General features: G+C 40.9%; 15 protein-coding genes. All 15 read left to right on the top strand.

The window, feature by feature from the left end; genetic code table 11:
* Window positions 1-173 precede the first annotated feature (173 nt).
* Window positions 174-380, top strand: a complete 207-nt coding sequence (locus R7044_RS28645) for an excalibur calcium-binding domain-containing protein (RefSeq protein ID WP_077284359.1) — start codon at window positions 174-176, stop codon at window positions 378-380.
* Window positions 381-518: 138 nt separating this feature from the next.
* A complete protein-coding gene (locus tag R7044_RS23580; RefSeq protein ID WP_025634892.1) occupies window positions 519-1,247 on the top strand; it encodes a hypothetical protein in 729 nt (242 codons plus the stop codon).
* A 199-nt stretch (window positions 1,248-1,446) separates the two neighbouring features.
* Window positions 1,447-1,743 carry a helix-turn-helix domain-containing protein gene (locus tag R7044_RS23575; RefSeq protein WP_025634893.1) on the top strand — a complete coding sequence of 99 codons (297 nt, stop codon included), beginning with the start codon at window positions 1,447-1,449 and terminating at the stop codon, window positions 1,741-1,743.
* 85 nt (window positions 1,744-1,828) lie between these two features.
* Window positions 1,829-2,329, top strand: a complete 501-nt coding sequence (locus tag R7044_RS23570) for a hypothetical protein (RefSeq protein ID WP_025634894.1) — start codon at window positions 1,829-1,831, stop codon at window positions 2,327-2,329.
* 35 nt (window positions 2,330-2,364) lie between these two features.
* Entirely contained in the window at window positions 2,365-2,871 is a 507-nt protein-coding gene (locus R7044_RS23565; RefSeq protein WP_029811849.1) for a hypothetical protein, read from the top strand.
* 17 nt (window positions 2,872-2,888) lie between these two features.
* Window positions 2,889-3,221, top strand: coding sequence for a hypothetical protein (locus R7044_RS23560; RefSeq protein WP_029811850.1), 333 nt, complete (start codon window positions 2,889-2,891; stop codon window positions 3,219-3,221).
* The gene (locus R7044_RS23555) at window positions 3,221-3,703 is read left to right on the top strand and encodes a hypothetical protein (RefSeq protein ID WP_025634898.1); all 483 of its coding nucleotides are present in this window, start codon (window positions 3,221-3,223) and stop codon (window positions 3,701-3,703) included. The genes R7044_RS23560 and R7044_RS23555 overlap by 1 nt, the downstream gene beginning before the upstream one ends.
* A gap of 228 nt (window positions 3,704-3,931) precedes the next feature.
* On the top strand, window positions 3,932-4,423 hold the full coding sequence (locus tag R7044_RS23550; protein WP_139351521.1) for a hypothetical protein: 492 nt from the start codon (window positions 3,932-3,934) through the stop codon (window positions 4,421-4,423).
* Window positions 4,424-4,798: 375 nt separating this feature from the next.
* Window positions 4,799-5,050: a hypothetical protein gene (locus R7044_RS23545; RefSeq protein ID WP_025634901.1), complete on the top strand. Its 252-nt coding sequence runs from the start codon at window positions 4,799-4,801 to the stop codon at window positions 5,048-5,050.
* A 43-nt stretch (window positions 5,051-5,093) separates the two neighbouring features.
* Window positions 5,094-6,857 carry a P-loop NTPase fold protein gene (locus R7044_RS23540; protein WP_025634902.1) on the top strand — a complete coding sequence of 588 codons (1,764 nt, stop codon included), beginning with the start codon at window positions 5,094-5,096 and terminating at the stop codon, window positions 6,855-6,857.
* 6 nt (window positions 6,858-6,863) lie between these two features.
* On the top strand, window positions 6,864-7,721 hold the full coding sequence (locus R7044_RS23535) for a hypothetical protein (protein ID WP_054574966.1): 858 nt from the start codon (window positions 6,864-6,866) through the stop codon (window positions 7,719-7,721).
* Window positions 7,714-9,048, top strand: a complete 1,335-nt coding sequence (qatC, locus tag R7044_RS23530) for a Qat anti-phage system QueC-like protein QatC (RefSeq protein ID WP_025634087.1) — start codon at window positions 7,714-7,716, stop codon at window positions 9,046-9,048. Before R7044_RS23535 ends, qatC begins: the two co-directional genes overlap by 8 nt.
* Window positions 9,045-9,773, top strand: coding sequence for a Qat anti-phage system TatD family nuclease QatD (gene qatD, locus R7044_RS23525; protein WP_025634089.1), 729 nt, complete (start codon window positions 9,045-9,047; stop codon window positions 9,771-9,773). Before qatC ends, qatD begins: the two co-directional genes overlap by 4 nt.
* Window positions 9,774-9,879: 106 nt before the next feature.
* Window positions 9,880-10,182 (top strand): hypothetical protein, encoded by a 303-nt coding sequence (locus R7044_RS23520; protein ID WP_077284361.1) that lies wholly within the window; start codon window positions 9,880-9,882, stop codon window positions 10,180-10,182.
* Between the two features lie 128 nt (window positions 10,183-10,310).
* A partial coding sequence (locus tag R7044_RS23515) for a DUF4158 domain-containing protein (RefSeq protein ID WP_206926118.1) occupies window positions 10,311-11,437 on the top strand: 1,127 nt, incomplete at its 3' end.

Genomic DNA, 11,437 nt, shown 5'->3' with positions numbered 1-11,437 from the left:
ACCCACCTCCGCAGCCATTTATTGGTGTGGTCTACAGAGGATTATGTCTTTTTAGAGGGGAAAATCCCTAGAACCCCAGAGTGGTCGAGGTAAAGTTGAAATACGCTCTAAGTGTAGACCGCAGAGAAGTGGAAACGTTAGATTCGGTACTAAGAAACTGCACAAGCACTGAAATGATCGTACATGAACCTGCTGAGGAAAGTATAAAAACCACGAGAAACGTTTCAAAGTCCGCCCCGTTACTTATGTATGACGAAGATAATAACGGTAGGATTACTTGCAAGGAAGCTATCAGAAATGGTATTGCACCAGTAAGAAGATCACATCCTGCATACTCTTATATGAACGATAGAGATGGTGATGGGGTTGTATGTGAATAAATCGACTCTATCTATACGATCACTGGACTTCCAAAAAGCGGGACTTCAGGTAGTAGAGATGACATTTTGCTTGATATGCTCATTAGCCCACCAGCGAATCGGTGGCTAAAACCTTTAAAAACTAACGAGGAACTGAGTATGGCAATCAAAACAAATATACTGGAGCTAAATGGACTAAATCCGGCTTATTTCACCAATACGGAATTACTCCCTCTCGACGATTATCTGACGGGTAGAGGAATTTATCTATTTCCACATATTGAGAAGAGATTTGGCAGTATTCCTTTAGAGCGCGTTGTTGGTCATAGCCAAGGCTATGATGCGATGAAGTGGGGGGACTGTTTAGGTGGGCGTCACTTAAAACGTATTGAGCGAGCCCTAATGGAACTCAAAGAAAATCCAAATTACTATTTAGATCATCATGTAAAACCAGGTATTTCTTTTACAAAAGTTGAGGATGCTTACTTCATTGAAGAGGGAAAACATAGGACCATAACTGCGCGGTTCCTCTATCACCACAACCAGGAAGTTTTTAGAAATACCTCCCCTCTTTCTAACGTAAACATTCACGAAAGGTTCATTGATCATGAGTATATGGGCTATGTATATGAGATCAACATGCTACAGAAAATATACCCGGAATTAGAGTTTGAAATGACTTATACCGACTCAAATAATGAGAGGTGCTTGGCAGTACACCCGACTAATTTTAATATGCCAAGTAGTTTCTTTACTCGGGGAGAAGTCGAAGACTGCATAAAGCATTTAAAGAGTCCGAATCTATTAAACAAACTACGTTCACACAGACTGTACCAGCATATTGGAACTTCACATTGCTTAAAGCATATGTTCGGGAACATAAAGTAATTTGGTTGAGTTTTGCGTGACGTTGTCACTTGTGTCGTGGTCTAGTTGTATAGATGGTTTACTAAGCCTAGGCTAGGTTAAATGAAAACCATTTGTTAACTAGGTCATGACGTAAGATATTACAGTGTAATGGGAATTACTACCTACCGAAGATGATGAATACTGTTCAAAAAAAACTTGTTTAACGAAGAAGGATAGCATGAACGATAATAAGCCGAGTAAAACTCAAACCTCATTTCTGAGACGTTTGTTAGTTGCATATCTAATTGATAGAGGTTTTAACACTGTCCCAGCAATAGTGGAAGCAACGAATATGCCTCGTAGAACGGCACAGGATACTATCAAAGCTATTCATGAATTGGAGATTAAAATTGAACACACTAAAGGTGGTGAGTTTAAGATAATAGATTGGGGTGCAGTAAATCGTGATTGGATAGAAATTAATCGACAGCACGTGTGTGATGTGCTAAATTATCCGAGTAAATTTGATGATTGAATTACCCCTTAAACGCGATACTTCAAAGAAGTCCCTTCACACTTTCTGATAGTGAGTAATGCCATGATAGGTTTGAGGAATATACATGCCTTGTATTATTGATATTAACCACGATGTGAGTAAGAACAAAGAAAGCCAATGGGTCTCACTATGTGGTAAACACCTTTGGTTTAGTAATGACCCCCACAAAAGTATAGAAAATGCAAAACTAAGCGGAAAACCTATTTGCAAGACCTGTCGTAAGATTGCAGGAATTCCCATGTCTTCGAGAAGAAAACCCGAGGTCGAAGCTCCCTTTAAAATTTACACCGTTGGAGCTGGGGAAATCAAAGAGCGTATCGCAATCAAAGAAACCGATACCGGCTTTCGCACTCAAGGTGGTGATCTACAGTATAAAAACCAGAGACTTGATGCAGGACTTTGGAAAAATATTGGAGGAGATGCTTCAAAGTTAGTGACAACTAGGGAGCTTGAACAAGCGCGAAGCCTAGCTAAACATCAAATAACTATGCTTAAAGAGTATGTATCTAAACTACCGGAATTGATCACTAGTTTGGAGACCAAACTCAGTAAATACGAAGATTAAATATCAATTAATTATACGGATAATTAGCTTAGAACATGAAATCCAATTTCGAGACAAACACTGGTCTTAGGTTTATCTCAAAAGCTGAGACTGCATTTAAGATTCACATCCATACACCCGAAGATAAAATTCTTCATAGATCGGTTGGTTATATCCGTATTGGAGAGAAGAAAGGTCTAAAGAAAGCTATTAGGTTAAGGAACGAAATCGGCATAAAGTTGTGGGGGAAAAAGCTTTGGAAAAGAGTCTTGAATGAGCCTGAACTGTTTACCCGATTACCCCATAGTCTAGAGCCGAAACTAATAGAAAAGAACGCACCTATCAAATCAGACCCTCGAAGAAAAAAACTCCATTATTTGGCCAAGTGGTATGTATATGGTGATGACGGATCATTATCGACAAAGACTACAGTTGTGTCCGTGGAGAAGTATGGAAAGTTAGGGGCGTATAATAAAGCTAAACGTAAACTTACCGAAGTTTATAAAAATGAAATTGAAATATTATCTTACATGGATAGATTTAGTATTACTCTAGCTAAGTGAATGAGAAAATTATTAAAATGAATACGAAAAAATTTGTCGTTTCTACAGAGACAAGCATTGATACAGCCTATCGGCATTTCTGTAAAGCCAAAACAGATGATAGCTTAGACATCATGTTTGAAGGTGCTGAAAAGCAATTGGCAAATTTAGATTGTACTGGAGAGGAGCGCAATCGAGTCTTTCATAACATTTACATTGCATATGGACGTCGACAAGAAGACATCGATGGCGAAAGTACAAGTACAGAATATAAGGCACTGAGAACAGTTGATAAGAGCCTAGCTAATAACAAAAATCTAAGTACAGAAGAGCTACTGGGTGAGGCGCTAAGAGCAATGGAAAATAAGTAATGATCAAAATAGGATTCCCTGTACGCACTTCATTACACAAATTGACGAAACTCTTTACTCAGCTGTTTAACCGATTGTTTGTATACCTTTCAGTTAGCAATTTACCACAAGTAATCTTCATGGGGGCGGCCATATTTGCTCTGTTTAGTGCGGTTTTAAGCTTAACCGAATCGATTAACTATGTTCTTGCTGGGATGGCTAACTATGGCTTCATCGAATTGCTGAGGGTCTTAATCTACATTGCATTCGCTTTCTCTCTGGTAATGAAAATGTGGAAAATTAGTATTACTAGCTTTATCTTGATCATTCTCTTCGGACTAGCTATATCAACTGGCTTATCCAACGGCTGGGGAAGTACATCAATACAGTTAGGCTATGCTCTATCTTCCGGGTTTAAAGGTCTGGCATTGATCCTACTTGGAGGAATTGCTGGTGGTGTTTCAAGATGTCTGTATTGGATCTACAACCGTTGGCCAAAATGATAGTAACCTTAGTGTTGATTTAGAGTAGCTATGAACATAACAAATTGTTCAAGAGTGATTCGGCACGTGTGGCATTTTGACTATGCGTTGGTTTAGGTGATGAAGGTGGTATGCGGCGGCATCAGTATTGCGTTGCTCAAACCTTAATAGGGCGTTTATGCTTAGGAGCAGAAGTTGAGATATTTGGAAGAGTTCGAATTGGCGATTGAGCGCTCAAGGTACCTTAAATTGTCTGATACACGCTTTAAGGCTTTAGATGCGAAATTTTGTAGTGATGAAAACCTTCAAAATTGCTTGGATTTTCTAAATTATCTATATAACCCACTAAAAGACACCGATCTCGTAGGACAGTGTCTAAATATTCATTCTCAACTAATGAAAGCGGTAGAACATTTTTACGGAGCGCCACCAATATTCACTATTGGATCTATTACATTTGATGGAAATAAATATTTTGAGTTAACTGAGGATGATATCAAGTCATCAATTTTAGACTGTTCACCTACCAATATGGCCAATATTCACGCATGGTTGACGTTGCCTTCTATGGAGATACTAGATTTTACGTTTATTTCAACTTACGAGAGTCAAGCTGGAGACAGTGGCTTTCCAAAAGTTGTCAGTCAGTTTGCTGAAAGTCTAAAACCGCACTTTCATTATCACCCAGTGTTGACAGGAGAAGAGAGTCTTTCAAAGTTAGGTTTATCGTCCAGTGGCTAGCACTTGTTCTGAGCTATTGCAATAGCTACCAGCTCGTCACCTCGCTTGCCAGCAGGGATAATAAGTATCAAATGCAACTGGCAGGTAGTTCGATTCCTGTCTTATAGTCACTTAAAGTCCTGGCAATCAGTTCCGACGTTTTATTTACCAGATTAGCTTTATTTTAACTCTACTGTGAGAGAGTAATAAAGTCTCATGCTAAAATAGCCGCGATCGCAATCGATACGCTGCCATTCCTAAATCGAAAATGCCCCGAAGTTTGCCAGACTCTGATTTGGGACACACTTCTTTTGTCATCATTTGACCTATTTTTCCTAATAACAGAATATTTAGTTTGATATAGACTGTTATAGCTTTGGCAGAAATGAGGAAGATATGAACACTAAGGAAACCGAAGAGCTTCAAAGGAATATGGATATTTTTTCAACGCCATTAGATGTTGAAAAGTACATAGATGAAGGGCTAATTAGCCGCTACAAGAATACCAAAACTCAGTTTGTAATCCATTGTTCTAAAGATGAGTTACCTGAAGAAGTCAGTGTACGGGCAAATAAAATAGAAGTCTTAACAAATAAAGATGGTTCCAACGCTCTAGTTTTGGGGCTTGACTTAAAAGTCAGAAAATAGTGCGTGTTGAAAACAGCTATTTTGTAGACAAAATGGGGTTTAAATGTGGTCTGATAAAGAGTCCTCACTAGACTTTTTAAATTTTAGTGAAACTGCCGAATCGATTAAGGATCTAATCACCGAAAAGGAATTGATGCCAATATCTGTTGGCGTTTTTGGGGATTGGGGGGCAGGAAAATCAACAATCTTAGAGCTAACCAAAAAATCAATATCTGAAGAGAAGCAAGACTACATTCAAGTCCATTTCGATGCATGGATGTATCAAGGCTATGACGATGCTAAAGCGGCTCTATTAGAGACAATTGCATCTACCTTGGTAAACCAAGCGAAAGACAACGCCAGCTTGAGCAAGAAGGCTAAAGAGTTTGCAGGACGTGTTGACATCATTAGATCTTTGGGATTATTGATGGATGGTGGTGCAGCTTTAGCTGGCGTTCCCACCATGGGTGGTTTTCAGAAGTTGATGGGGCTATTCAGTGGTGGAGAGGATCGCGAACTAGACTTTGGTGATGCCAAGGATGCAGTAGATGGTGCGAAGCAGATAGCTAAAGATAACAAAGAAATTTTAAAGCCTAAAAAGGCTTTTTCACCCCCAAAAGAAATTAAAGAGTTCCGCAATGCGTACTCAGACTTGTTGAGTGAATTTGATAAACCACTCATAGTCTATGTCGATAACTTGGACCGTTGCTCGCCATTTAATGCAATTTCGACGCTGGAAGCGATACGACTATTTTTGTTTTTACCAAATACAGCATTCGTGATTGCGGCAGACGAAGATATGATCCGCTTAGCTGTGCCGGAATATCACAAGGGAGCTTCGCAGCGCCACCAAACAGACTACCTAGATAAATTAATTCAAATCCCAGTACACGTTCCAAGACCTGGTACTCTAGAAATCAGAGCTTACCTGATGATGTTGACAGCTCAAGATCATGGCGTTACGAGTGACCAGCTTGAGGGGCTTAGGGAAAGCCTAGAGCAGTCTCTTCAGCTATCTTGGAAGCAGTCACCCATATCAGTCGATGAGCTTTTGGACGTTGATAAAGTTCAAGATGTTCAGGGTAAGGACGAACTCAGAAGTAAGTTCATCGTGGCCGAACAACTTGCTCCATTGCTCGCAGAGTCCTCCAATATAAATGGGAACCCTCGAATTGTTAAACGCCTCTTAAATCAGGTGAAAATGAGAAGAAAAACAGCACTCCGTCGTGGTATGCAGCTGGATGAGAAAACCATTACCAAATTGGTGATATTTGAGCGTTGTTTGGGGACTCAAGCAACAAACAAACTGTATCAGTTGATTGATACAGAGAGTGGTTCTCCAAAGATTCTGGCTCAATTGGAAGATCCAGAAGCTGAATTCGATGATATGGATTTACCAGAAGAGTGGAAGCTAGATTTAGCCTTTCTTGACAAGTGGTCGAAGCTACCACCGATGTTTGCAAATGTGAACCTGACCCCAGCGGCATACTTAAGTAGAGAGAGTATCCCCATGGGCCTAGTGAATGCAGTTATGTCCGGCGCTGCTCAAAAGCTTGTGAAGGATTTAATGAAACAAACGGAAAGACTAAGCCATACAAACCAAAATGCCATAGCAGCGACCCCAAGAGAAGACTATTTAGCTGTGATGGATGGACTAATTGAAAACTTCAGGACTGTAAGTGATTGGTCAAAAGCTCCCCCAGGCATATATGGCGCGAGACTACTAGCAGTTGAAGAGCCTAAATGTAAAAAGGCGCTACTAACTTACGTGAAGGGACTGCCAAAGCAAAGGTGGTTGAATGTAATTATCAAGGAATTAGAAAAGTAGGTATTAATGGGTACTTCAGCATCATCAACTGGCCCTAATAACCAGAGCCCACTCATTCCGTCATGGGCTGAACAAAGTCCGCCTGTAACAATTGAGCCAGCTCAAGATACTGGTGGCCCGGACGGGGAAAATCAAGGTGACAAGGAAATCGACAATGAAAAAGTTCAGCAGGAAATCGGCAAACCATCTGGTACTGCCAATCCTGCAAACCGTTTTGCAGGAGCTAGAAGAGAATTCGGGAATTATGCCAAGGCCGGAGGTTCAAGCTCTGATCTAAGGCGAGCACTAAAGAGTTATTCTAAAAAAGGCTCTGGTGGTGGAAAAACCACAAGCCGAAGGTTGGCTAGTGGGATAACGGCTGGTACTGGTTTACTTGGAGTAATGCGTGGAGACACTGTTACTGTCAACAACCAAAGCCTTTCCTTAAATGACTTGAAAGGCCTATCCACTGACCAAGCTATTGATAGAATTGCTTCACATTTGGCTCCTGATAATGCTGACTCAGACTCTGTGAGAATTGCCTTAGATTACGCGCTGGAAGAAGCGCTACCAGATACAGAAGATTTCGATCCAAATAGTTTTACTGAAGAAGTAATCCAACAAGCCATCGGCTGCTATTTAACTGACTTGATTTTCCAAGATGTGGTTGAAGGCATGGGCAGGGCTTGGTTCCACGTAGAACCTGCTAGCAAGCACCATAGCATGGAAGTTGAGCTAAGGGAGCTTATCAAGGTAATAGCTCAGGAGCAGCTAGACAAGGTCACTAATGGCAACCCTAGCAATATCACCAGAAATAACATTACCAAGATTCAAGCTGATACCATCGCAATGACCGTTGAAGAATGGGAGAGTTTCGATGACTAAGTTTTACTTCAATGATAATCCAAACCAACTACCTGAATATTCAGAGTCATGCCACCCTGTACAACTATTCCACACTCACGAATATGATCAAAAAAAACACAGCTTAGCTTCCAGAGGACTACTGCAAACAGTAAGAGACTTGGGAGTTGCTGTTGAGCCTAAGGCAATCGATTTAATTACAATTGCTTCCGCTGTTACCGCAGCAGATACTTTTGAGTTAAGAGAGAAGGCTGAGAATGCTTGGTCAAGGCAAATGCACCTTCACATCCCTGTAAGTGAACCGAATATATGGAATGCAGAAAGCGCTGAGTTGAGTTCAATTTTGAACTTTCTTACTGGCGATCAATGGATGTTCACTTTTGAGCAGACATCAATGGAACTGCCTAAACCTAAGATAAGTAAGCAGGCTAAATATAAAGCCAAAACTCTTCTAGGAAAAAATGCTGTTTGCCTATTTTCTGGCGGTCTTGATAGTGCAGTGGGTGCTATTGATATCCTTAATGGAGAGTCAGAATATAAGCCTCTCTTAGTAAGTCACGCCTATCGTGGAGATGGTGCAAAACAGGAAGAAATTAAGACTTTGTTGTCTTCTCCATTTGCTGAGCTCTCCTATTCAATTTCTCCTCATATAATTAAAACATATGAAGGCAGAACGGACATAAGTATGCGTGGGAGAAGCTTTAACTTCTTGGCGATGGCCGTATTGGGCATTTCCGCACTGAGAAGTGCTAACTGTGATGCCAGTATTAAAACCATTATCGTTCCTGAGAATGGCTATATCTCAATCAATCCACCACTAACTAGAAGGCGAATAGGTAGTCACAGTACGAGAACCACACACCCCAACTTCTTGCAGAGGTTGGAAGAATTGCTGACACGCATAGGTTTTGACGTCAAATTCGTAAACCCTTATCAGTTTAAAACAAAGGGGGAGATGTTGGCTGAGTGCGTTGACCAAAACGCTATTAAAAAAGCCGTACCGCTAAGCGTTTCATGCAGCCACTGGCACAGAGAACACATACAATGTGGGCACTGCTTGCCCTGTCTAATTAGAAGAGCATCTGTTCATCATGCTGGCTTTGATGATGACGCACCATATAAAACAAAGCGATTGAAAACGCTAATTAAAGAGAAGGATACAAGAGACGACCTGCAAGCAGTTCAAACAGCCATTATCCGGTTGAAGCAAACCAATAATTACAAATCTTGGCTACGTAAATCTGGTCCAATCCCACTAGATAAGTCTATACGTAATGCCTTGGAATCAACGCTTAAGCGTGGTTTGATGGAAGTTGAAGTGTTTATACAGGCTAACAAAACATCATGATGGATATGCATTGCCATGTTGATCTATACCCCGAACATCAGAAGGTATTGGATGACATTGAACGCTCAAACTATTACGTATTATCTGTAACAACAGTGCCTTCAGCCTTCGAAGGCACTGTTAATCTCACAAAAGGGCTTAAGCATTGCAAAACCGCTTTGGGATTGCACCCTCAGCTAGCTCATTTAAGGAAAAATGAACTACCAATTTTCGATCGACTTATAGAGAAAACTAAATATATAGGTGAGATTGGACTAGATGGATCAAAAGGCTGGAGAGAGCATTTTGATGACCAATTATTGGTTTTTAATCACATTCTGAAAAAATGTGAGTCATTCAATGATAAAGTTCTAACAATACATAGCCTGAATGCAGTAGACGAAACCTTAATGTGTCTGAAAAAACACCCGAAAGCAGGCATCCCTGTTCTCCACTGGTTTTTGGGGACAAAAAAACAGTTATTAGAAGCTGTCGATATAGGTTGTTATTTTTCAGTTGGACCAGCAATGCTTTTCTCAGCACGTGGAAAGCGACTTATATCTTGGTTACCTAAAGATAAAATTCTTCTAGAAACAGATGGACCTTTTGCGAAAGTTTCGGGAAAAATACTGTTCCCCTCAGATGTTGATACCGTAATTCAGTATCTTTCTAAAGAATGGGAAGTGTCTCAATCAGATACAGTTAGACAGTTGAAGAATAATTTACGTCAATTAGTTGCTAAATGAATACATCTTTGTAGAGATGTTGTGCAATTGGGACCTATAAATGTAGATCTTGAGCTAGCCACCTTGTTAGGTGGAGAAAATATGACCCAAACGAAAAAAAATTATTATGGACAAATCAGAACATTGTAAAGAAGTTTACGCATATTACGGTTTAGCGATGTATCGTGCTCAATGTGTGGAGCAATCGATTATTCAGTTGCTCATCTTTTGTGATTTATACGAAAGAGAGGCAAAGTCTAAGCACACCCAAGAGGAGTGGGAGGCTAAGTTTGATAGCTTTGATCAGGAAGTTAGTGATAAGACGATGGGTAGACTAATAGGACATCTAAAATCTTTAAACGTACTTCAAGCGACTACAGAATCGTTGCTAGCTAAGGCACTCAAGGAACGTAACTTCTTGGGGTTCTAGGGATTTTCCCCTCTAAAGTAACATAGAACGCTACAGGTATTATATTATATGGTCTGTGGCGGTGGGTTACCTTCCAATATTCTGCCATCTTATATAAACACCATCAATCATATTGGCGTTTATTCATCATGGCAATTAGTAATGAACTCTCGATTCTGACTCAGGCAGAACAACGAGACTTGTATTCAGCACCTCAGTTTTCTATTGAGGAACAACGTTTGTATTTTTCGCTAAACGATGTAGAACAGGCCGAATGCCGTACTATCAGGCTTACTAAACATCGTTGTTATTTCGTGGCGCTTCTGGGCTATTTTAAATCTAAGCCAGTGATCATTGCTCCGAGTTTCCGTGATATCAGTATCGACATGCAGTTTATTGCCTCCCAAATTCAAAGAGGTAAAGGGATCAGGCCTTTCAGTGTCAGTAAAATGCAGCGTGACCGTATTTACTCAAGGATACTGCGTCTACTAAATTACAATAAGTGGAATGAAAAACAGCACCTCAATGCTCTGTGCCACCACCTGGTTTACATTGGTCATGCCTGGCTGGAGCCTCGACACCTCTTTGATGCGGCCATTGAATACCTTGCCAGCCATAACATTGCCATTCCTAAGTACTCCGTGCTTCAAAGACTGATAAGCCGCACAATGCAACAGGTCAGAAAAGACCTGACGCTCCAACTGAATCAACTTACCAGTAATGAACTTAACGTCTTTCTGGACAACATAATCACTACTAAAGACGACGGGCTGAGTCTGAGCCATCTCAGGGGTGGTGCCAAAAGTCTGACCGTGCCTGAGCTTAAAAAAGAGCTCGCCATTTACCACCGGTTAGCACCATGGCACACGCAAATAAATGACGTTGTGGACAGGCTCAATCTGTCGCTAAAAAATCGACAACACTTCAGCGGCCTTATTGATTACTACGGCAGTAAAGTGCGGCGCTTCAAACGCTCACAGCAGCACCTGTGGTTACTGTGTCATCTGACAGAGCGCATGCAACTTGCACTGGAGCGCCTGACGGATGGGTTTGTTTACCATATCCGAAAACAACAGGAAGCCGCCAACGCCTTTGCACAACAAGCAGTGTTCCTGTCCTGGCAGTCAGCTGCGGACAATGTCACGAAAGCGGCAGAGCTACTTCACCTGTTTGTTGACGAGAATATTGATGACAATCAGCCCTTCTCAGTAGTCAGACAACAGGCATTGAAGGTCATGAATGACAGGGATATCCAGACCCTCTGCCTTTACCTGAA

Source organism: Vibrio sp. 1402 (genome assembly GCF_033340275.1).
This window is presented reverse-complemented; position numbering and strand designations above follow the sequence as displayed.

What these genes read in the sequence shown, in the direction of transcription:
- R7044_RS23580 (WP_025634892.1), top strand. Translation starts at nt 519, where the DNA reads ATGGCAATCAAAACAAATATACTGGAGCTAAATGGACTAAATCCGGCT.
- R7044_RS23545 (WP_025634901.1), top strand. Translation starts at nt 4,799, where the DNA reads ATGAACACTAAGGAAACCGAAGAGCTTCAAAGGAATATGGATATTTTT.
- qatD (WP_025634089.1), top strand. Translation starts at nt 9,045, where the DNA reads ATGATGGATATGCATTGCCATGTTGATCTATACCCCGAACATCAGAAG.
- R7044_RS23540 (WP_025634902.1), top strand. Translation starts at nt 5,094, where the DNA reads ATGTGGTCTGATAAAGAGTCCTCACTAGACTTTTTAAATTTTAGTGAA.
- R7044_RS23555 (WP_025634898.1), top strand. Translation starts at nt 3,221, where the DNA reads ATGATCAAAATAGGATTCCCTGTACGCACTTCATTACACAAATTGACG.
- R7044_RS23535 (WP_054574966.1), top strand. Translation starts at nt 6,864, where the DNA reads ATGGGTACTTCAGCATCATCAACTGGCCCTAATAACCAGAGCCCACTC.
- qatC (WP_025634087.1), top strand. Translation starts at nt 7,714, where the DNA reads ATGACTAAGTTTTACTTCAATGATAATCCAAACCAACTACCTGAATAT.
- R7044_RS23570 (WP_025634894.1), top strand. Translation starts at nt 1,829, where the DNA reads ATGCCTTGTATTATTGATATTAACCACGATGTGAGTAAGAACAAAGAA.
- R7044_RS23565 (WP_029811849.1), top strand. Translation starts at nt 2,365, where the DNA reads ATGAAATCCAATTTCGAGACAAACACTGGTCTTAGGTTTATCTCAAAA.
- R7044_RS23560 (WP_029811850.1), top strand. Translation starts at nt 2,889, where the DNA reads ATGAATACGAAAAAATTTGTCGTTTCTACAGAGACAAGCATTGATACA.
- R7044_RS23520 (WP_077284361.1), top strand. Translation starts at nt 9,880, where the DNA reads ATGGACAAATCAGAACATTGTAAAGAAGTTTACGCATATTACGGTTTA.
- R7044_RS23575 (WP_025634893.1), top strand. Translation starts at nt 1,447, where the DNA reads ATGAACGATAATAAGCCGAGTAAAACTCAAACCTCATTTCTGAGACGT.
- R7044_RS28645 (WP_077284359.1), top strand. Translation starts at nt 174, where the DNA reads ATGATCGTACATGAACCTGCTGAGGAAAGTATAAAAACCACGAGAAAC.